General features: G+C 57.8%; 16 protein-coding genes. 12 read left to right on the top strand and 4 right to left on the bottom strand.

Annotated features, from left to right (window positions below; translation table 11 throughout):
* The first annotated feature begins 38 nt into the window (after nt 1-38).
* Both GNX18_RS11155 and cobO read left to right on the top strand, forming a co-directional pair.
* Entirely contained in the window at nt 39-1,910 is a 1,872-nt protein-coding gene (locus GNX18_RS11155) for a TonB-dependent siderophore receptor (RefSeq protein ID WP_166218075.1), read from the top strand.
* A 217-nt stretch (nt 1,911-2,127) separates the two neighbouring features.
* A complete protein-coding gene (gene cobO / locus GNX18_RS11150) occupies nt 2,128-2,751 on the top strand; it encodes a cob(I)yrinic acid a,c-diamide adenosyltransferase (protein WP_166218071.1) in 624 nt (207 codons plus the stop codon).
* Here cobO and GNX18_RS11145 read toward each other — a convergent pair whose 3' ends face one another.
* The 4 genes from GNX18_RS11145 to GNX18_RS11130 all read right to left on the bottom strand — a co-directional run bounded on the left by GNX18_RS11145 (nt 2,752) and on the right by GNX18_RS11130 (nt 6,143).
* Nucleotides 2,752-3,117 (bottom strand): hypothetical protein, encoded by a 366-nt coding sequence (locus GNX18_RS11145; RefSeq protein WP_138237191.1) that lies wholly within the window; start codon nt 3,115-3,117, stop codon nt 2,752-2,754.
* Nucleotides 3,117-4,079: a hypothetical protein gene (locus GNX18_RS11140; protein ID WP_166218068.1), complete on the bottom strand. Its 963-nt coding sequence runs from the start codon at nt 4,077-4,079 to the stop codon at nt 3,117-3,119. The genes GNX18_RS11145 and GNX18_RS11140 overlap by 1 nt, the downstream gene beginning before the upstream one ends.
* Nucleotides 4,080-4,208: 129 nt before the next feature.
* Nucleotides 4,209-5,654: a coniferyl aldehyde dehydrogenase gene (locus GNX18_RS11135; RefSeq protein ID WP_166218065.1), complete on the bottom strand. Its 1,446-nt coding sequence runs from the start codon at nt 5,652-5,654 to the stop codon at nt 4,209-4,211.
* A gap of 207 nt (nt 5,655-5,861) precedes the next feature.
* Nucleotides 5,862-6,143, bottom strand: coding sequence for a hypothetical protein (locus GNX18_RS11130; RefSeq protein ID WP_166218062.1), 282 nt, complete (start codon nt 6,141-6,143; stop codon nt 5,862-5,864).
* 260 nt (nt 6,144-6,403) lie between these two features.
* On the opposite strand from GNX18_RS11130, the gene GNX18_RS11125 reads away from it, so the two are divergent.
* From GNX18_RS11125 to GNX18_RS11080, 10 genes are all read left to right on the top strand, one after another.
* A complete protein-coding gene (locus GNX18_RS11125; RefSeq protein ID WP_166218059.1) occupies nt 6,404-7,501 on the top strand; it encodes an ABC transporter ATP-binding protein in 1,098 nt (365 codons plus the stop codon).
* Between the two features lie 41 nt (nt 7,502-7,542).
* Complete coding sequence (locus GNX18_RS11120) at nt 7,543-9,816, top strand: extracellular solute-binding protein (RefSeq protein WP_166218056.1); 2,274 nt, start codon at nt 7,543-7,545, stop codon at nt 9,814-9,816.
* Nucleotides 9,813-10,766, top strand: a complete 954-nt coding sequence (locus GNX18_RS11115) for a sugar ABC transporter permease (RefSeq protein ID WP_240913979.1) — start codon at nt 9,813-9,815, stop codon at nt 10,764-10,766. Before GNX18_RS11120 ends, GNX18_RS11115 begins: the two co-directional genes overlap by 4 nt.
* A gap of 124 nt (nt 10,767-10,890) precedes the next feature.
* The gene (locus GNX18_RS11110) at nt 10,891-11,649 is read left to right on the top strand and encodes a sugar phosphate isomerase/epimerase (protein ID WP_166218053.1); all 759 of its coding nucleotides are present in this window, start codon (nt 10,891-10,893) and stop codon (nt 11,647-11,649) included.
* A 399-nt stretch (nt 11,650-12,048) separates the two neighbouring features.
* Nucleotides 12,049-15,042 (top strand): TonB-dependent receptor, encoded by a 2,994-nt coding sequence (locus tag GNX18_RS11105; protein WP_166218050.1) that lies wholly within the window; start codon nt 12,049-12,051, stop codon nt 15,040-15,042.
* A 121-nt stretch (nt 15,043-15,163) separates the two neighbouring features.
* Nucleotides 15,164-15,901 carry a SapC family protein gene (locus GNX18_RS11100; protein WP_166218047.1) on the top strand — a complete coding sequence of 246 codons (738 nt, stop codon included), beginning with the start codon at nt 15,164-15,166 and terminating at the stop codon, nt 15,899-15,901.
* A 21-nt stretch (nt 15,902-15,922) separates the two neighbouring features.
* The gene (locus GNX18_RS11095) at nt 15,923-16,963 is read left to right on the top strand and encodes a cupin-like domain-containing protein (protein ID WP_166218044.1); all 1,041 of its coding nucleotides are present in this window, start codon (nt 15,923-15,925) and stop codon (nt 16,961-16,963) included.
* A 23-nt stretch (nt 16,964-16,986) separates the two neighbouring features.
* Complete coding sequence (locus tag GNX18_RS11090) at nt 16,987-18,480, top strand: tryptophan halogenase family protein (protein WP_205827890.1); 1,494 nt, start codon at nt 16,987-16,989, stop codon at nt 18,478-18,480.
* The gene (locus tag GNX18_RS11085; protein ID WP_166218042.1) at nt 18,477-19,172 is read left to right on the top strand and encodes a DUF6445 family protein; all 696 of its coding nucleotides are present in this window, start codon (nt 18,477-18,479) and stop codon (nt 19,170-19,172) included. The genes GNX18_RS11090 and GNX18_RS11085 overlap by 4 nt, the downstream gene beginning before the upstream one ends.
* Nucleotides 19,173-19,355: 183 nt before the next feature.
* Complete coding sequence (locus GNX18_RS11080; RefSeq protein WP_240913978.1) at nt 19,356-22,163, top strand: di-heme oxidoredictase family protein; 2,808 nt, start codon at nt 19,356-19,358, stop codon at nt 22,161-22,163.
* Nucleotides 22,164-22,191: the final 28 nt, after the last annotated feature.

Here is a 22,191-nt window from a genome sequence, read left to right as displayed (position 1 = left end):
CCCTCCCTCAATCGACCATTTTTTGATTGGGGCTCACCATGAACAAAATTATTCTCGCCGGTGCGGTAGCACTGGCCGCGCAATCCGCGTTTGCGGACACCAACAATTCCGAGAACAACCTGGAACTGATCACCGTCACCGCGAGCCGTGTGGAGGTACCTAAGGCGCAGACGGCGGTTTCCGTGTCCGTGCTCACTGCCGCGGATATCGAAAAACTCGGCTACAGCACCCTGATGGATGTGATCAAAACCCTGCCGGGAATTTCCGCGGCCAACAACGGTGGCCTCGGCAAGGTCAGCAATGTGTATGTGCGCGGCGAGTCCGGTTCCCGCACTCTGGTGCTGGTGGACGGCATCAACGTGGCCGACCCCACCAACACCCAGGTCACCACTCAGTTTCAACACATCCTGGCGAGCGATGTGGAGCGCATCGAAGTTCTGCGCGGGCCGCAAGGGATGATGTACGGTGCCGGCGCCGGCGGTGTGATCAACATCATCACCAAGCGCGCAAGCCAACCGCTGGAGCTGCAATTGAGCGGTGAAACCGGTCGCTACAACACCCACCGGACGCAGGTGGCTCTGCGCGGTGTGCAGAGTGGCTGGAACTACGCGCTCGACCTGAGCCAGCTTGAAAGCGACGGTTTCAATGCGCGGGTGAGCGATACCAGCGGCGAGCGCGATGGTTACGACAACCAGACCGTCAGCGCGAAGCTGGGTTACCAATTCAGCGACACTTTCTCGCTGGAAGGGCAGGTCCGCCAGTTGGACGCGGATACGGGATTTGACAACTGCTACGCAGGTTGGAATCCCAGCAACGACTGCGAAGACCAGTACACCCAGACCAGCTATCAGCTCGCCGGCGATCTGCAACTCGGCAGCGTCGCCAATCGACTGTCTGTTTCCAGTCAGGAACTGGAGCGCGACAGTCTGGCGGAAGGTGTGAGCAGCTACGCGGTGGAGGGTAGCATCGATGAGTTGAACTACTTCGGCAACCTCAAACTGGCTGCCGGCGAACTTTCCTGGGGCGCGGATCTGGATCAGCAGGATTACACCGCTAACGACAGTGATCAGTCATTGGAACTGCTTGGCGTCTTCGGCGAGTGGCGCGGCGACGTGGCTGGCAAGATTTTCTACAACCTGGGTTTCCGACACGACAGTTTCGATGGAGATGACATCCGCGGCGAGACCCACAACAGCTGGCGCGTATCCGCCGCGGTACCGCAACTGATCGGCAGCAACCAGCAGATCAAGTACCGCGCCAGCGCCAGCACCGGCTTCCGCGCCCCGAGCCCCTATGAAACCTCCACCAACGTGGTGAGCGGTGTTGCGCCGGTCAGTCCGGAAACCAGCCGCGGTGTTGAGGTGGCGCTGGAGTACAGTTATGCCGAGCTGCTGCAACTGGAGCTTGTCGCATTCCAGCAGACAGTGACCGATGCCATTGTCTATGTGAATGGTCTCGGTACTGGCTGGGGCGCCTACGCCCAGGACGATGGCGAGAGTGATTCCGATGGTTTCGAGCTGTCGCTTTCCGGCACTCTGGGAGAGGCGGGTCGCTGGCATGCCAACGGTACCTGGCTGGACAGCCGCGATAGCGAAGGCGAGCAGCGCCTGAATGTGGCCGAGAAAGTATATAACCTCGGTGCCAGCTACACGCTGCTGGGCGAGCGCCTGACCCTGGCGGCGAACCTGCGCCATGTCGATGACCGCCTGAGCATCAATCCTTTGGGTGGCGCGCCAGTGGCACCAGACGCCTACAACCGCTTCGATCTGAACGCGGCTTACCAGTTCAGCGAACGCCTGGCGCTCACCCTGCGCGGTGAAAACCTGCTAAACGAGGACTACAGCGAGGTGGCTGGCTTCAACTCTGCCGGCGCTGCTGTGTACGCCGGCGTGCGGTTTAGTCTGAACTAACCCCCGGGAGTGCGGAGCTCCAGCTCCGACAGCGGGCCGCAAAGGCCCGCTCCCTTTCCTGCAAATGTTTTTCCTTCCCCCGGGCGCGCGCTGGCGGCCCGATACTCCACAACCTGTCGGCAATCGTTCCGCATCGGGCCGCCAGCGCGCTTTCGCGCGGCGGTTTCTGTACTCCGTAAGCTGTTATGCTTCTTTCAAATTTTCCGGGTTGATTGATATGTCTGAATCTGAAAACAACAAACAGCAACGCCACAAAGAACGCATGCAGGCGCGCAAGGAAATCGTCGATGCCGGTGTGGCCAAGGCGCTGGAAGAGCGCGGTATCGTCATCGTCTACACCGGCGACGGCAAAGGCAAAACCACCGCGGCAGTCGGCACCGTTACCCGCGCGCTGGGCTATGGCTACAAGGTGGTGGTGGGGCAGTTTATCAAGGGGGTGTGGGAGTGCGGGGAGAAGAACCTGCTTTCACAGCTGGATCCGAGAAAATACCCGTTGCAATGGTACGAGATGGGCACCGACTTTACCTGGGAAACCCAGGATTTCGCGGCGGACAAGGCGGCGGCTCTGGCTCTGTGGGAAAAACTGAAGTCCGCACTCGCCGATAACAGCGTATACCTGGTAGTGATGGACGAGCTGACCTACGCGCTCAACTACAAGTGGCTGGATAAGTCGGAAGTGCTGGAGGCTATCGCAAACCGCCCCCCGGAACAGAGCGTGATCATCACCGGCCGCGGCGCCAAACAGTATCTGGTGGATTTGGCGGACACGGTAACGGAAATGAAATCGCAGAAACACGCATTTGAACATGGTGTTTCTGCGCGGAAGGGGGTTGAATGGTGATTACATTGCTGTGTCTATCAGTATGGCGAATATCATAACTGAACCAGAAAGGAAAAAGGTCCAGAAAAAAATAATGGCCAGAACCCGATCAGTGGTATTTGTGTTCTTGAGTAAAATCTCAGAATCGGCGTTCAAAAAAGCCAGCTTTCCTTTTTCCAGAATCTTGTGAAATTTTCTAGGGGTTGCTAATGCTTGGGCGACATTGAAAATATCCCATCCGCTAATGAATTCCACACCCAAATGCGCTTTCGTTATTGGATTTCTTCTTAACTTTCTAACGGTTACTTGCCCAAAGACCACATAAAATACCCAGCCAAGCATAAGCCCGAAGGAAGAAAATAGAATTACATAATTAAGTGTGCCCATTATTTGCTCAGCGCGCCCATAATGTTGTCGTAATATAGCTCGCCATTCTTTTCGAAGTGTCGATCAGCTGCAATAGAGACTACTGCTGTGCCAGCAATGAGCAGTCCACCTGCAATGACTGCAGCCCAGCCTACCGGTGTCGCGAACATAAAAATGGCAATTCCGGCCTTGGCTGCGATAACGCCCGCTCCGGCACTGGCCGCAAATCGACTGGATTCTATAAACAGATCTCTCTCCCAATCTCCGCCAGCCTTGTAGGAGCTGTGAATTTTCCCTGCTCTCACGCCAAAATCGACAACGGCAAGCCCGTTGCCCAGCAATTTCGTATATTGACTGAACCTGACCAGTTTATGCGCTTCGATCTCACTTGAAAACTGCAGTTTTGCGGCGTTGCGGTTGCTGCTGGCAATATTGGTGCCGCGTTCTGCGCTGGTAAGAGGGCTACCCCGCCGGGAGCGAATGTGACTGGTGACATTGTTCAATTCCGCATTGAATGTCCTCTGCATCCGCATGAAAGCAGCGTGCGCTTGTTGCTTGAGCAGACCATGGTTGCTTGCCCCGCTCAATTTCGCATCGCGGTAGGTAAGCAGTGCTATTTGGTACTCCTTTACCGACTTGGCGAAGCCATTGATGCGCTCCCCGTAAATACTAGTTGAGGCTCCGGTCAATGCGATGTTGTAGTCCTTCAGCTGTTCCATCATCGCGGCTATTGCGATGGTATTGTCCTCGCCAAATGTGAGGGAAAGCTCGGTGACGGGGCGGGCGATGTGGGCGGGGGCGAGTAGGGTTTGGATGCGCTTTCCCTGTGCATCATTGTGCCCGTTCAGCAGATAGGGGGTATTGGCTTTTGCTAGCCTTGGGGTCGGGCAGTGGAGTTCGGAAAACTGCTGCAGGTTCAGGTTGCAGGCCTGCTGTATCACGGGCGACGAGAGATTTCTGTTGCAGAGTATGACTGTATTCACTTTCAGGTCCTTTTGAAAATGTATTTGTTTTGCAAAAGGAAATTCTAATGGTGTTGGGCGGATGATTAAATAGAAAACAGAGGTATGGGCGTACCAGTTTGGGGGTTGCGGAGCGGCGCTCCGCGAATTTTATTTCGTCAGGCGCAGCATCAACTTCATCATCTTGTCCGCGACTTTTCCATAGGGCGGCATCAGCAGTTTCAGTGGGTCGAGCGGGCCCTGGTAAAACACCGGGCGCAGTTTCGAGAAGGTGAGGAAACCTTCGTGGCCATGGTAGTGGCCCATGCCGCTTTCGCCTACGCCGCCAAACGGAATGTCGTGCTGGCCCACATGCAGTACGGCATTGTTCACGCTGACGCCGCCGGACATGACATTATCGATATAGAAATTCTGTAGGTTTTTGTCGCGGGTGAACGGGTAAATCGCCAGCGGGCGGTCGCCGCTGTTGATATAGGCCGCCACTTCCTCGCGGTTCTTGTAGGTTTTGATCGGCAGCAGCGGGCCGAAGATTTCCCGTTTCATCACGTCCATCTCTTCGCTGACATGAATCAGCAGGTGCGCGGGGAATTTTTTCATCGGGTCGTCGCGGCTGCCCTGCCCATCGGTCAGGTCAATCGCGCTTGCACCTTTCTGCACGGCGTCATCCAGGGTCTGCCAGATACGCTGGAACGAGCGCTGGTCGATTACCGAGGTGTAATCCGGGTGTTGAATATCCGGGTAGCGCTTGCGGAATACCTTTTTGGCTTTTTCCACAAAGGCGTCCACTTTGTCTTCCGGCAACAGCAGATAATCGACAGTGGTGCAGATCTGGCCTGCGTTGAACAGCTTCCAGAACAGCACACGCTCGACGGCGGTGTCGATATCGTAATCGGGGCCGACGATGGCCGGGGATTTGCCGCCCAGTTCCAGGGTGACCGGGGTGAGGTTGGCCGCGGCGGCCGCCATCACCTTGCGGCCGGTGGCGCCGGAGCCGGTGAAGATCAGGTGATCGAATTTGAGAGTGGAAAACTCGACGCCCACCCCACCGGTTTCCTCGATAAACACCAATTTGTCTTCCGGAAAATAATCGCCGCTGATACGCGCAAGCAGCGCGGTTAGATTGCGAGAGTTCTCCGACATCTTCACCATCGCCCGGTTGCCGGCGGCGAAGATATTGATCAGTGGCCCGAAGGACAGATTGATGGGGAAATTCCACGGTACGATTACGCCCACCACGCCGAGCGGCTGCGGGATCACCTTGGTAGACGATGTGGGAAAGGCGGTAAAGTCGATGTGCCGGCGCTGGGGCTTCATCCATTTTTTCAGGCGCTTGATGGTGTCCTTGATACCGTCGAGCGCCGGATAGATTTCCGCAAACAAGGTCTCGTGGAGGGAGCGGTTGCCGTAATCGCGGCTCACCGCCTGTACCAGTTCATCCTGATGTTCGCGGATCATCCGCGCCAGTGCCTTGAGGTCATTAACCCTCTGCGTATGGTCCTGTGCGGGGTTGGCGAGGTGGGCCTGGCGCTGATTCTCCAGCAGTGACTTCAAGGCGGGAGACTGTCGGGCTTCAGTGGGGGCGGCGATCTCGGTCATGCTAGTGGCTCGGCTGGCTGTGTGGTTATTGTGATTATGGTGCGGGTTTGACGGATGATTGTACGAGAGTCTGCGACCGCACTCAGGACTTTTGCGGACGGATTTCGAAATACGATACTGGAAACCACCACCCCGGCAGTATCCGCCGCGGTGGTGGTTGACCAAATGGACCAGGCTTTTGACATATTGTGTCGTCGAACCTGTGCGTCAGTCTGCCGATTTGTGCAGTGGCTGTTGTTCGTGCTCTTCGCGACTGAGCGTCGCCAGCGCGGCGAGCAGCGGTGAAACATGCGCCTCGCTCAGTTCGCGGGCGATGGCCTCATTCAGGTCGATGGGGCCGGTGACCGGCTGCTGATTGCCAAACGCGGTCTGCCAGTCGCTGCTGGCCCGCAAATCAATACTGGCGTCGTCCATGGCAGTGGGTTTTACCGCACAGGCGGACAGGGTCAGGCCGAAGGCGGCCAGGGTGGCGAGGGGGGCCAGGCGCATGTTTCTTTGTCCTTAGCGTACTTATTTACTGCTGAATGCACGGTACTGCTGCGCCCGTTAAATCTAGTACAGGAGGAAGGAAATGAAGTATATGGAGAGAAATCCGACGCATGTTTGCACATTTTCGAGGCTTCTGTACTCGGCCAGCGTTGCCTATGCTGCATGTGCTTAATGGATGTCCGCAGGGTATCCTCTGATGTGCGAGGTCATCAAAGCAATAATAAGAACGGAGCGGTTTGAATGAAGAGAGATATGTCCCTGTGGCCGTAATTGAATTGAGGGGAGTCAGTAAATGCTATGGCAATGGTCCTGCGACAGTGCCACAGCTGGACCTGGAAATTCGCGATGGCGAATTCATGGTGCTGGTAGGGCCGTCGGGCTGCGGTAAATCCACCATTCTGCGTATGATCGCGGGGCTCGAATCCATTTCCGCCGGCGATCTGCTGATTGGCGGTCACCGGGCAAATGATTTACCGCCGAGGGATCGGGATATTGCCATGGTGTTTCAGAATTACGCCCTCTACCCCCATATGAGCGTGTTCGAGAACATGGCTTTTGGCCTGCGGGTGCGCGATTTTCCCAAGCTCGGTATCGAGCGGCGGGTGCGCGATGCGGCGGCGACGCTTGGCCTCTCGGAGCTGCTTGAGCGCAAGCCGGGGCAGCTCTCCGGTGGCCAGTGCCAGCGGGTGGCACTGGGCCGCGCCATGGTGCGGGATCCGCAGGTGTTTTTGTTCGACGAGCCGCTGTCCAACCTGGATGCGGAGCTGCGTGTGCAAATGCGCGGTGTGATCCACCGCCTGCACCGCCAGTTGGGCACCACCTCCGTGTATGTCACCCACGATCAGGTGGAAGCCATGACTCTCGGCTCGCGCATCGCCATCCTCGACCGCGGTGTACTCCAGCAGGTGGGGACGCCGCTGGAACTGTACAACGATCCGGACAACACCTTCGTCGCCGGTTTTATGGGGTCGCCGCCGATGAACCTGGTGCGGGTAGAAGACGACGGGGTGCAGTTGGTTTGCGACCTTCTTACCCTGCCGCGCCCGAAACTGCGGGGGCTGCAACAGAATCTGCTGCTGGGGCTGCGCCCCGAGAAGCTGGTGTACGCGGCCAGCGCCCCTGCCCACTGGCCGCGGCTCCGCGGGGAAATCGAACTGGTGGAGAGCCTGGGCGCCGAGATGCTGGTGCATCTGCGCGCGGGTGCGGACCAAGTGATAGCGCGGCTGCCGGGTTTGCGGGTGTTCACTCTGGGTGACACTCTGGAACTCGCCTTCGACCCCGCGGCGGTGTACCTGTTTGACGCCGCGAGCCAGCAGCGCATTCACCGCGATGGCGCCCGCGCCGGAGTCAGCGCGTGATCATCGCCCCGATTTGTAGGAGCTTGCTTGCAAGCGAAAGCGTGGCTAGATCGAAACCGCAATGTTCGCCTGCAGGCAGGCTCCTACGAGCACTGCTCTGCCTTCTGATCTTATTCTCCGGCAAGGTCTTTGCTGCCGAAACCCTGAACCTCTGGCACGGCTATCGCGGCGCCGAGCGCGCCGCCTTCGAGCAACTGATCGAGAACTACAACCGCAGCCAGAGCGATGTTCAGGTCAAGGCGCTTGCGGTGCCCTTCGGCGGTTATGCCGACAAACTCTCCGCCGCACTGCCCCGCGGACAGGGGCCGGATCTGTTCGTGTTCGCCCACGACCGCCTCGGGGGCTGGGCCAGCGCCGGGCACACGGTGGCGCCCATAGATCGCTATGTCGGTGAGCGCTTACTCGGCCGCTTTCCGCCAAACCTGATCGAAGCCATGACTTTCGGCGGCGAGCTCTACGGCCTGCCTCTCGCATTCAAGAGCCCGGCGCTGATCCTCAACACCGATCTGGTACAGGCCGCCCCCGCCACTACCGACGCCATGGTGGCCGAGGCCCGCCGCCACACCGACCGCAAAGCGGGGCGCTTCGGCCTCGCCTACAGCTACACCGAGCCTTTCTTTCACGGCGCTCTGATGAACAGCTTTGGCCGCGGTCCGTTTGATCGCGGCGGCAATCTGGATCTCGCCAACAGCGCCAACATCGCCTCTGTGGAAATGCTCGCGCGCTGGGCACGGCAAGATCGCATCCTGCCGGAGGAGCCCAGCAGTACCCTGGTCACCAGCCTGTTCAACCAGGGCCGCGCGGCCATGGTGATCAGCGGCCCGTGGATGCTGGGGGAAATCGCCCCGGGCGTGAATTACCGGGTGGTGCCGCTGCCCGTCAACAGCGAGAGCGGCTTGCCGCTGGCGCCCTGGGTGGCGGTGGAGGGGTTGTTCCTGTCTCCCTGGTCTGAGCATCCCGCGGCCGCGGTGGCAGTGATGGATTACCTCACCAGCCGTCAGTCCGCGGAAAAAATGGCGATTGAGGGCGGGCAGCTGCCGGCGAATATCAGTGCCTTCGAACACCCGAGTATCGCCACCGACGAGACTGCTATGGCATTTCGTCGTCAGCTGGAAGCGGCGGTACCCATTCCCAACCTGCCGGCCATGACCCTGTTGTGGGTACCGCTGGAAAATGTCCTGAAAAAAGTGGTGAAGGGCGCGGCGCAGCCGGAAGCGGAGATGCGCCAGCTGCAGCGCAGCCTGAGCGCGGATCTGGCGCGCCTGGAACGCTCTCGCGCCCGCGGCGAGCACCGGGCACAGATGCCGGCCTGGCTGTGGCTGTTGCCCGCTGCCCTGGCACTGGCGGCGTGGTTACTGTGGCGTCGCTACAAGGCGCAACTGGCCGCGGGTTGGCGCACCCACCGCACCGCCTACCTTTATATCCTGCCGGCGATACTGGGCATGCTGGTGCTGGTGTTGTTCCCGCTTCTGTACGGCCTGCTGCTGTCGTTTACGGACACCACCGTGTTCAACGAGCACACCCCGCTGTGGTCGCGGTTTGCCGGGTTCGACAACTACGCTGCGATTCTCGGCGATATTCATCTGTGGCGGGGGCAGGGCAGCGAGCGCAGCATCGATTTCGACAACTTCTACTGGACCCTGCTGATCACGATCCTGTGGACCGTGAGCAATGTCACTTTGGCGGTGGGCCTCGCGCTGATACTGGCGCTGGCGCTGGACAAGCCCATCTTCGGCCGCGCCTGGTTTCGCCTGATCTTGATCCTGCCCTGGGCTATCCCCAACTACATCACCGCACTGGTGTGGAAGGGCATGTTCCACCCTCAGTTCGGGGCTATCAACCAGGGGCTACAGGTGCTGGGTATGGCACCGGTGGCCTGGTTCGACTCGATCGGCGCGAGCTTTTTTACCGGGCTGGTGACCAATGTGTGGTTGAGTATTCCGTTCATGATGGTGGTTATCCTGGGTGGCCTGCAGTCGATCCCGCGGGAACTGTACGAAGTCGCCAGAGTGGAGGGTGCCGGGCGCTGGTTCCAGTTCCGCACCATCACCCTGCCGCTGCTGAAACCGGTGCTGATCCCGGCGGTGATCCTGTCGGTGGTGTGGACGTTCAACATGTTCAACGTCATCTATCTGGTAAGCGACGGTGCGCCGGCGGGAGCCAACGATATCCTGATCACCAAGGCGTTCCGCATCGGCTTTGAGAAGTACCAGTACGCCTACGCTGCGGCCTACTCCATGGTGATCCTGGCGCTGCTGTTCTGTTACGCCATGTGGCAGATGCGCATCAGTCGCACCTTGGAGGCAACCCGATGAGCTCTTCCACTCGTAGGAGCCTGCTTGCAGGCGAACGACTTTGGCAGCGGGCCAGGTTCGCCTGCAAGCAGGCTCCTACACGAATTGCCCGCGACATATTCAGTTGGCGCTTCGCCCTGCTGGTGCTCTCGTCCCTGATTGTGGTCTACCCGCTGCTGTGGGTGGTGAGCCTAGCGTTTTCCGGCCAGCAATCCCTGACCCTGGTGCGCCTGCCCGAAGATGCCGGAATCGCACAGCAGTTGATGGCCCTGATCCCGTTGCCGGAGCAGTGGTCTCTGGCCAATTTTCGCGCGGTACTCACCGAGCAGCCATTTCTGCGCTGGCTCGGCAACAGCCTGATTGTGGCTTTCGCCACTACCATCGTCGGCCTGTCGCTGAGCTGTACCGCCGCCTATGCGTTTTCCCGCTTCCGTTTCCCCGGCCGCGCGCGCGGCATGCTGCTGTTTCTGATCTCGCAGATGTTTCCCGCGGTGCTGATGCTGATTCCGCTATATGTGATCGTGGTGCAGTGGCTGGGGCTCGGCAACTCCTGGCTTGGGTTGATCCTGGTGTATTCCATTACCGCGCTGCCGTTCTGCGTGTGGATGCTGAAGGGCTATTTCGACACGCTGCCCTTTGAAATTGAGGAGTCCGCATTGTTGGAGGGCGCCAGCCGCTGGACCATTTTCACCCGTATCATTCTGCCATTGGCGCGCCCGGCCATTGCCGTTACCGGGCTGTTTGCGTTCATGACCGCATGGAATGAATTTATCCTCGCTTCCATCTTCATGGATGAGGAATCCCGCTATACCGTGCCGGTGGGGCTGCGTTTCTTCGTCAGCGACTACGCCTCCGAGTGGGGCTTCTTTGCCGCCGGTTCCATTCTGGTATCGCTACCGGTTATGCTCCTGTTTCTTTGGTTACAGCGTTTTCTGGTGTCGGGCCTGTCCGCAGGAGCTGTGAAAGGCTAGAGCCGGTGAGGAGCGCACGAAGATGATCCTCAAGAGAAAACCTGCCTAATGAATATCCCTTTTTTCCCCGGCCCGTGCGCTGCTGAAATGTGCGCTGGCGGTATTGATCGGTAGCGGAGCGACCATGTCCACGATTGCGGCGGCCGAGCCGGAGTTATTCGGCGTGCAGTTGTACACACTGCGCAACCAGATGGAAGAAAGCGTACCTGCAACCTTGGCGAAGGTGGCCGATGCCGGCTACCGCACCGTGGAACTTGCCGGATTTTACGGTCACAGCGCCGCAGACGTTCGCAACCTGCTGGAGCGCAGCGGCCTGCGCGCACCGGCAAGCCACTTCCCGCTGGAGCAGATGGAGTCGGACTTCTCCGCAGTGATCGCCGAGGCCAAAGCGCTCGGCAGCCAATATGTGGTGCTGGCCTGGCTGGAGCAGAGCCGGCGCAGTGCCAGCGACTACCGCAAGCTGGTGCAGAACCTGAATGATTGGGGTCGCCAGTGCCGCGACACCGGGTTGCGCCTTGCCTACCACAACCACGACTTCGAATTCGAGGAAACCGGCGGTTTTGTTCCATACCAGCTGTTACTGGATAACACCGACCCGGCAACGGTGTATTTCGAAATGGACCTGTACTGGATGCACAAGGCCGGGCAGCAGCCTGCGTCGTACTTTGCCCGTTATCCCGGCCGCTTCCCGCTGTGGCACTTGAAGGATGCGGATACCCAGGGCGGCATGGCGGATGTGGGGCAGGGCGTGATCGATTTCCCTGCGCTGCTCAGTCATGCCGCACCGGCGGGGCTGGAATATACCTTCGTGGAGCGCGACGATGCGATTGCACCTCACGACAGTATCCAGCGCAGCCTGCGCGCACTAAAACGCTGGGGTTGAGAGTAATTTCGCGGATCCCCCCATATCAGTCTTCCCTCCGCAGACAAATGAGACCGACCGGTCTATCCCTGTCTAACAAGTCATTCTGTCGTGCCACGGCCGTGGCCCCACTTTTTTCCGCCGCCGCACCATTGTGGGCAGCGGTGCGCTCGCTTTCGGTGCAAAATTGCGCCAGTTCTGTAACTGTCTGATATTTAAGTGTTTTTTCGTTCCCGCTTTGCAGGATTCAAGGTGGGATAGTTCATTTTTTGCCGTTACTGCAAGGTGGGACGACTCATATTGGGACGTGGCGGGAGTATAGCGTCGAGCCAGATCGGGTTATTCTTGCGTGGTCTCGAGGTACCCGATCCCCGGCGAAACCAATAACGAAAATGACGTGACGATGGGGGAGACAACTCCATGAACAGAATGACCGGATTCAAGAAGAATTCCATCGCGGTGGCCATCGCCACCCTGGCTGGCGTCAGCGGCGCCGCCTACGCACAGAGCGAACAGGATGCAGCACTGGAAGAGGTAGTGGTGCTCGGCATCCGCGGCAGCCTCGAAAAATCCATGGATGTGAAGCGCGACGCCAAAGGTATCGTCGACGCTATTTCCGCAGAAGACATCGGCAAGTTCCCAGATACCAACCTCGCAGAGTCCATGCAGCGCATTTCCGGTGTGTCTATCGACCGTGTGAATGGTGAAGGTAGCCGCGTTACCGTGCGTGGTCTGGGTCCCGACTTCAACCTGGTGACCCTGAATGGCCGTCAGATGGCCACCAATACCGGTGGGCGCTCCTTCGACTTCCAGAACATCGCCTCCGACATGGTCACCGGTGTGGAAGTGGCCAAAACCAGCGACGCCACCCTGCCCTCGGGCGGCATGGGCGCCACCATCAATCTGCTGACGGCGCGTCCGTTGAACACCCCCGAGCGCACCATGCGCTTTGGTGTAAAAGGTGTAATGGATGAGTCTTCTGAAGACGCCAACATCACTCCCGAGTACAGCGGCTTCTACTCCGATACTTTTGCCGACGGCAAATTCGGTGTGGCCATCTCCGGTTCTGTGCAGGAGCGCGAGAGTGGCAGTGCCCAGTCCACAGTGCCGGGCGGTTGGATCAGTGTTGAAGGCCAGATGGACAATAACTGGGACGGTGTCAACGACCAGTGGGGCGCGGTACCGGTAGACAACCAGGTCAACCGCCCGGGTGAGGGGGATATCTATTCTGTTCCCCAAAACACCGCCTACAAGTTTGAAGAGCAGCAGCGCAAGCGCACCAACGGTCAGCTGGTTCTGCAGTGGGCACCGAACGACGACATCACGGCGACTCTGGATTACAACTACTACCAGAATAAAATCGCCAAGCAGTTCAATGATATTTCCGTTTATCACTCCTGGGACGGTGACCAGCGCGGTATCTGGAGTGACGGTCCCATTTCCTCTCCGGATATTTACACCGAGTTCAAGAGCTCTCCGAGCGATGTGGCGATCGGTGGCGGTAGCATGGCGGAAGTGCACGAAGGCGATATGCTCGGCATCAACTTGGAGTGGCAGGTCAACGACAGACTGAACCTGTTCTTCGACGGTCAGCACTCGGAAGCAGAGCGCCGCCCCGACAGCCCCTGGGGTACCTCCAATACCTTTACTCTGGCGGCGATGGTTCGCAACGGTAGCAGCGTGGACTATACCGAAGATCTGCCAGCGATCTACGTCTATACCGATGACGGCATCAAGGCCTCCGATATCCAGGTAACCGGCTCTGTATTCACAAATACCAAGGATATAGGAGAGGTGGACCAGTTCCGCTTTGGCGGTAATTTCGAGATCAACGAGTCCAGCGACATTGATTTCGGTATCGCCCGCCAGGAAGTCTACAACCGGACCCAGTCTGCGTTTGTACAGCGCAACAACTGGGGCGGCGCGGGCCCCGCTTCCGACCTGCCAGACGAACTGTTCCAGGCGAAAAGCATCTCCGACAAGTTCGACATGTCCTGGGGTGACTTCTCCGAACTTGGCGGTCTCGACCCGCTCAACACCTACTTCGTGTTCGATTTCGACACCGTGCGCGGTATAGCCGAGGACCTGTATGCGGACAATGCCGCGGACCGCGCCACGGCCAACCGTGTTGGTGACTGCGGCACCGCATTCTGTGCCTCTACCGACTACGGCTCCGACACCGACCGCGCCACCACCGAAACCTCCACCTCGGCCTACGCTCAGTACAACTTCAATTCAGAAATGGCGGGCATGCCTTATCAGGTGAACGCTGGTCTGCGCTATGAACAGACCGACGTGGAATCCACGTCAGTGGTGCCGGCCTATAATCGCGCCGAGTGGAACTCCAATAACGAAGTAACCATCCTTGGTGACGGCTCTCAGGTTTACCTGACCGAAGAAGGTAATTACGACTACTGGCTGCCCAGCCTCGCGTTCAAACTCGAGCTGAGTGAAGAGCTGGTTACTCGAGCTGCGGTGAGCAAGGCCATCACCCGTCCGGATTACAACTCGATCAAGGGCGGCACCACCATCGGCACAATCGCCAATGGTGGTATTGGCGGAGGCTCCACCGGTAACCCGGGTCTGCTGCCGTTCGAATCCATCAACTACGACATCTCTCTGGAGTGGTACTACGGCGAGACCAGCTACGCGTCCGTGGGTCTGTTCCGGAAGGATGTGTCCAACTTCATCAGTTCCGGCAAGGTTGACAGTAATCTGTTCAACATCCCCAATCCGGCAGATGGCGCGCTGGTGGATGAGGCCCGTGCAAACGGTGCCAATGACGCGCAGGCGATTCGTGAGTACATCGCGGCGAACTACGCTGACAGCCCCTATGTGGAAGTCACTTACCTGGAAGACGGTGTCACTATCGACAAGATCTTCATTACCGGTAATCCTGAGACCGATAACGACATGGTGTTCCGTCTCGACACTCCGGTGAATGGTGACATTGAAAACACCATTGACGGTGTTGAATTGATGGTGCAGCACATGTTCGGTGAGTCTGGCTTCGGTATGCAGGCGAACTACACCATTGTGGATTCCGAGCTGGAGTACAATCCCTTCCTGTTGGTGGATCAGGAGGCAATGATCGGCCTCAGCGATTCCGCCAACCTGGTGGGCTTCTACGATAAGAACGGCTTCCAGGCCCGTATCGCCTACAACTGGCGCGACGAGTTCCTGAACTCTCGCGGGCAGAGTACCGGTGCCAACCCGCAGTACACCGAGGCATACAGCCAGATTGATCTGAATGTCAGCTACGAAGTGCCGCAAATTGAAGGCTTGCAGGTATTCCTGGAAGGTATCAACGTTACCGACGAGTACGTTCGCGTACATGGTCGTGATGATCGTCAGATCATGGGGCTGTACCAGGGCGGTGAGCGCTGGCAATTGGGCGCCCGCTACGCCTTCTAAACCACTTCACAGGATGGTTTGTTAAGGCAATGGAAAGCCGCTGGTCTTTGGGCCAGCGGCTTTTTTGGTAAATAGTGATTGTTATATCAAAAGAACAATAACGATAGACGAGAGAAGTAATATGACCAATGCCGTACTGCTGAACAATGTGGAACACCGCGATCTGCGCGTAGTGACAGAGCGTTCCGCCGCGTTGGGGGACAACAGCTGGTTCGCGCTTACCTTTCCACTGGAATTTCGCGCACTGCAGGGACAATACCCGATTTTTTTTCAGAAGGATGCCAATAGTGGCAATTTCTTTCCGCTGGTGCTGCTGGGGTTGCGACCTGACGAAAACCTCTACCTGCGCGATGGCAAAGCAGAATGGGCCGCGTCCTACATTCCTCTCACCGTGCGTCGTGAGCCTTTTCTGATCGGACGGCAGAACTTTGTCGAAGACGGTGTGCAGAAAACCCGCCGCGTCATCCATATCGACATGGACAGCCCAAGAATCAGCCGCGAGCAGGGCGAGCCGCTGTTCCTTGAATACGGTGGCAACTCGCCGTTTCTGGACAGCGTATCGGATATGTTGGAAGCGATTCACCACGGTATCGAGCAGAGCGAAAAATTCGTGCGAGCACTGCAGATTCACGGCCTACTGGAGCTCTTTACTCTGGACGTCACGCTCAACAATGGCGAGAGCAATCAGCTCAAGGGCTTTTATACCATCGACGAGGAGCGCCTGCGCGCATTGAATGCTGACGACCTGCACGAGTTGCACAATGCCGGCTTTCTCGAGGCGATCTACATGGCGATAGCATCCCAATCGCAACTGCGCCGTTTGATCGATGAAAAAAATCGTCGCCTCTCCGTACAATAACGCCCAGGGTGGAATAGCGTGATGACCGCGAGAAAACCCTTTATTGAGACCGCTAACCTGCCCACTACCCTGGAATTGAGCGGGGTAACTCCTGACGATGTGCTGCAAACTGTTGCGAATTTTTCCCGCCCGGTGATTCTGCGCGACTTCTGCACCCATTTCCCTGCCGTACAAGCCGGAAAAAAATCGCCGGAGGTGATGTCGGAATACCTGCTGAAACAATACAGCGGAAATCCGGTGATCGGGTGTTATGGCGGTGCGGATACCGGTGGCCGGATTTTCTATAACGAAGACATGAGCGGCTTCAATTTTGACAGCCGCCGGGTACCACTCGGTGATCTGCTGGAAGATATTCTCAGTTCCACCGGCGCTGCGGAGCTGCCAATGCGCTATATGCCTTCCAGCGAAGTGTCCTACTGGTTTCCGCACTTCGCCGCCGCCAATGATGCGGGGGTGAACAGCGTTTCCCCCATTGGTTCCCTGTGGCTCGGCAATAGAGTGCGGGTGGCTGCCCATTATGATTTCCCCAACAACCTCGCTTGCAACATTGCAGGCCGTCGTCGCTTTACCCTGCTGCCGCCGGCGCAGATTGCCAACCTCTATCCCGGGCCACTGGAGTTTGCCCCCGGTGGACAGGAGGTAAGTCTGGTGGATTTTCACAATCCGGACTTTGAAAGATTCCCCCGCTTTCGCGAAGCGCTGGCACACGCTCAGGTAGCTGAGCTGGATGCCGGCGATGCCCTGTATATTCCCGGTATGTGGTGGCACCATGTGGAAAGTCTCGGGGTTCTCAACGTCTTGTATACCCATTGGTGGCGGGATTCCGCAGCCTATATGGGGCGCCCCACTAATGCACTTTTGCACGCGGTGCTCGGCCTGCGCAACCTGCCTGCGCCGCAACGCAAGGCATGGAAGACACTGTTTGATTACTATATTTTTGATGCGGAAGAGGGCGCGGCGGATCATATCGCGCCTCATGCGCGCGGCATATTGCAGCAACCGCTGGGAATCGAAGCCGCTATGCAGTTGCGGGCCAAGCTACAGAACGATCTAAAGCGTTAAAAAATTATCCGAGAGAAACCGAAGTGAACGACGAGAAAAGAATTCGCAAGGTCATTATTGCCGGTGGTGGCACTGCTGGCTGGATGACGGCGGCCGCGCTCTCCAAACTGCTGGGCAAGAACCTCGATATTACCCTGGTAGAGTCGGAAACTATTGGCACTGTGGGCGTGGGTGAGGCCACTATTCCCACCTTGCATCTTTTCCACCAATTGCTCGGTATCGACGAGCGCGAAATGATGTATTATACCAATGCCACCTTCAAACTGGGTATCCAGTTTGAAAACTGGAAGGCGGTAGGCGATAGCTATATTCACTCCTTCGGTGCCGCCGGCAAAGACTGCTGGGCCTGCAATTTCAGCCACTTCTGGGTCAAGGGTCGGCAGCTGGGTATTCACTATCAGATCGGCGACTACACCAAGGAGCACCTGGGGTCGAGGGAAGGACGCTTCGCCGTATCTCCGCGCAGCGAGCGCACCCACGCCTACCATTTCGATGCCAGTCTCTATGCAAAATTCCTGCGCGCACTGGCGGAAAAACACGGCGCAAAGCGTGTTGAGGGCAAGATCGAGCAGGTGCAATTGAACCACCATACAGGACATATCGACGCGCTGAGGCTCGACAGCGGTAAATTGCTGGAAGGCGATCTGTTTATCGACTGCACCGGCTTTCGCGGGCTGCTCATCGACCAGGCGCTGCACACCGGCTACGATGACTGGGGCCACTGGTTGCCCTGCGATCGCGCGGTGGCAGTGCAGACGAGCAAAGGCGAAGACCCGGTGCCCTTTACCCGTTCCATTGCGCGGGAATCCGGTTGGCAGTGGCGCATTCCGCTGCAATCGCGCACTGGCAACGGTCTGGTGTTCTGCAGCCACTATATGAATGAAAGCCAAGCCACCGAACAATTGCTGGCGAATGTGGAAGGCGAGGCGCTGATCCAGCCGCGGGTGATTCCCTTCCGCACCGGTACCCGTCGCCAGCACTGGAACAAAAACTGCGTGGCCATCGGCCTGTCGTCCGGGTTTATCGAGCCGCTGGAATCCACCAGTATTCACCTGATCCAGCGCAGTATTGTGCGGCTGATGACCTTGTTCCCATCAAACGGCATTGTTCAGGCAGACGTTGACGAGTTCAACAAACTGATCCGTGAAGAAACGGAAAACGTGCGTGATTTTGTGGTGTTGCACTACAAACTCACCGACCGCCAAGACACAGAATTCTGGCGGTATTGCCGTGGTATGCAGATACCCGATTCTCTCGCACTGCGCATGCAGGTGTTTGAAGAGAGTGGGCGTGTCTACCAGAATGGCACTGAATTGTTCGGTGAGAGTTCCTGGCTACAGGTGTTGCTTGGACAGGGGTTGATGCCGCAGACCTATCATCCTATTGTGGACATGATGAGCAATGACGAGTTGGCTCGCTTCCTCTCCGGTATTCGCACCCAGGTGCGGGCCACCGTGGACACCTGGCCGCATCATATGGAATTTATCAACCACTACTGTAAAGCCAGAGCGGAATGACAGTCGCTGAACACCTTAAGCCGACGATTGAGCGAATTGGGCGGGAACAGACCCCGGTACTCACGCTTGATGATTTCGACCTGTTTACCGCACCGTTGCAGGCTGCAGCTGCACGAGCGCAGTTTGTTCCAGATCGGAAAACCTATTATCCCGGTGTGCGCGCTCCTATGCCGAAGGAAGCGGCAATTGCCATTTTGCAGGGTGTTTATCGCCAACTGTATTCGCTTTATGGCATTTCGCCGGGACGGCGTCTAAAGCCGACCGGTGCAATGTTTTCACTGATTGCCAGTGCACCGGACCAGTTATCGCATCTGCAGCGTATTCCCCATTTCGATACATCCAATCCGCACTTTTTTGCCCTTCTTTTGTATCTCAACCCCGGATTTCATGGCAGCACTGGATTTTTTCGCCACAAAGGCACCGGATTCGAACGGGTGGATGAGTCGCGTATCGGTACCTACTTCTCAGTCGCTGAGCAGTTTTTGCAAAAGCAGCAGGGTCCTTCTTCCGGTTATGTTACAGAGAGCAGGGACGATTTCGAGCTGTTCCATCAGGTAGGTTATCGCCAGCATCGCATGGTCATTTACCCCGGCAATCTGCTGCATTCCATTCTGGTTGATGAAGAAACCGACATCGACGCCAACCCTGAAAGCGGGCGTCTGACCGCCAATCTTTTTTTTGAATTTGCGTAGAATTTTTTTGACGTTGATCACAACTGGCGCTGTTTGTTCCATTAACGCTCGGGAGTGGTGCCCCAGGTTGGCGAAATTTCGAAAGTGGGACGCCTGCCAAGCTGGAAAGTGTAAATAATAACCTCGCGATATGAGAGCAATAACGCTCGCAAACACAAATAATGAATAAAGCGAGGAACGATGATGCGTATATTCCCTCAATGGCGGGGAGCCTTGTTGGCGCCCGCTGTTTTCCTGTTCGCGCCCGCGGTATTTACTGCGATGAGTGTGCCGGTGCAGGCACAGTCGACCAATCTTGCCACCGGCGCGCCGGTTACCGCGAGCACTGCGGATCTTCCCGCCAGCAACGCTGTCGACGGCAACACCGGCACACGCTGGGCTTCCGCCGCGCAGACGGACCCTTCGTGGATTGCCGTGGATCTCGGCCAACCCTACGATCTGGATCAGGTGGAGATTTTCTGGGAGGCGGCCAATCCGGACACTTATGAAATCTGGGGCTCCAATAACGGCACCGACTGGACCACGTTGTCCACGCAGACCGGCGGTGTGTTCGGCCACCGCACAGATACGGTAGCGGTGGATGGTATTTATCAGCAGGTGCGTATTCAGGGCATCAGCCGCAGTGCCGGCAACCAGTGGGGCTATTCCATCTGGGAACTGGGTGTGTACGGGTCCCCTGCCAATTGCGACAGCGGCTGTCTGGTGGAGTTGGATGCTACCACTGCGCAGGCACGCATGAGCGGTGGCGATATCGTGGATGTGCATTACTCCATAAACGGTGGTGGCCAGTTGAATGTGCGCATGACGCAGGATGGCAGTAACTGGACGCACAATATTCCGAATCTGTCGCCGGGTGATGTGGTAACAGTATATTTCACCAAGATTACCGCGGGCGTGGGCGAAACTACCGATCCCATACAGTTCACTTTCACCGGGCAGGGTGGTTCTTCATCGTCGTCCTCTTCATCCTCATCCTCATCATCATCTTCTTCTTCATCGGGCGGCTCGGGAGGTTCCGGTGGCAGCAGCTCCAGCAGTTCCTCAAGCGGCGGCTCCGGCGGCAGTTCCAGCAGTTCCTCTTCCGGCGGCAATCCGGATCTCGGAAATATCGTTCCGCTCTATAACAGTGGTACGGCGCTTGAGCCCGCCATCACCTTCGAGACACCCACGGCCCTGGTCACGCGTTTCTCTGACCGAGCGCGGGACCGTCACGCCAAGGAAGATCACTTCCAGGCCTACGATCACTACCTGAGTTTTTACTGGGAAGACCGCACCGCCTCCATTGAGATTATTGATGAAGTGGCAAAGGGTGGGGATACAGTACGGATGAATGTGCGTACCCAGTTCAAGCTGAGCGATACCGAAGCGGAGAACCGCTGGTTTTATCGCGGCGTGGGCACCGTAGCCGAGTACTGCGACAACGGCACCATGACCGTGGTGGACAATTACCATTACTACAAGGAGCGCAGTTTCAACTGCCGCGAAAACCGCGCGATCCAGATTGGCGACAAACTGGAGTTTGAAATCAGCCAGTTCCTCGATGCCAGTGTGCCAAATGGTCGTGCGAATTATTACGGAACCACATTCCTGTATATCGTTGGCGAGGGACTGGTGCCCTGGGATGTAGGTGGCACCACACCGTTTGGCGGCATCAAGGATTCCTATAAAATTGCGGAGAAAGCGTGGCTCGGTGGCGACACTACCATTCACGCGTCCACCTCAGGGGAGACAGATAACCACTTCCTGCAGATGGCGACGAACATCGGCTACGACAATGCACAGCCGTTCATGCTCGGACGCCGGGTGCTGCACAGCTCCGCCATTGACGGTGTACACGACGAAAAGCCACTGGAGAATCCCGCATTCGCGCCCATGGTCAATCTCGCCGGGCCCCACTACATCAACACCAGCTGTGGCAGCTGCCACGAGCGCAATGGTCGCGCAGCACCGGCACCGGTAGGCGAGCCATTGGACAAGTGGACCTTCAAGGTGGCGGACGCCAACGGCAATCCCGATCCATTTCTCGGTTCTGCGTTGCAACCCAAAGCGCGCAGTGGTGCGGCCAGTGAGGGCAGTGTCTCCATTGCCTACTGGACGGAACAAAACGGTCTGCGCTCGCCGAACTACGCCTTTACCGGGGTAACGCCCGCGCGCTTCTCCGCGCGCATCGCGCCCAATCTGGTGGGTATAGGGCTGCTGGAAGCGATTGCGGAATCCTCCATCGTCGCGCTGGCGGATGCTGGTGACAGCAATGGCGACGGCATTTCCGGTCGCGTCAATCGCGTGGTCGATCCGGAAACCGGCGAAACCCGTCTCGGCCGCTTTGGTTGGAAGGCGGGTGCCGCCAGCGTTCGCCACCAGCTGGCACGCGCATTCAATACGGATATGGGGGTTATGACTTCCGTATTCCCCAATCCGGATTGCGGCAGCAGCCAGAGCGACTGCGGCAGCAGCGGCGTGGAACTTGCGGACAATCACCTGCGGGATCTGACCAAATACATTTCCCTGCTGGGCGTGCGCCCGCAGCGCAATTACGACAACGCGGCTGTGGTCAGCGGCGAGCAGGTATTTACCAATATCGGTTGTGCCGACTGCCATACCCCGACTCTGCAGACCAGCGCCTTCCACCCGCTTGCGGAGCTGCGCAATCAGACCATCCACCCCTACACGGACCTGCTGCTGCACGATATGGGCGCGGGCCTGGCGGACAATCTGGGCGAAGGTGAAGCGAGCGGTGCCGAGTGGCGCACACCGCCGCTGTGGGGCCTGGGTCTCTCCGCCTGTGTGACCGGTGGTGTGGAAAATCCGATCGGCGGCCAGGGCAATGAAGTGTGCACACCGGTGCATAGCTACCTGCACGACGGTCGCGCGCGCAGCATTGAAGAAGCCATTTTGTGGCACGGCGGCGAGGGGCAGGCGGCGAAAAATGCTTATCAGTCCTTGTCCGCAGCCAATAAGCAGAATCTTCTGGAATTCCTGAAATCTCTCTAGGGCGCGTCTAAAAATCGTCATTCCCGCG

The organism is Microbulbifer sp. SH-1 (assembly GCF_011326135.1).
Classification (GTDB): domain Bacteria; phylum Pseudomonadota; class Gammaproteobacteria; order Pseudomonadales; family Cellvibrionaceae; genus Microbulbifer; species Microbulbifer harenosus.
The sequence above is the reverse complement of the archived record's forward strand: the minus strand, read 5'-3'. Positions and strand labels throughout refer to the sequence as shown.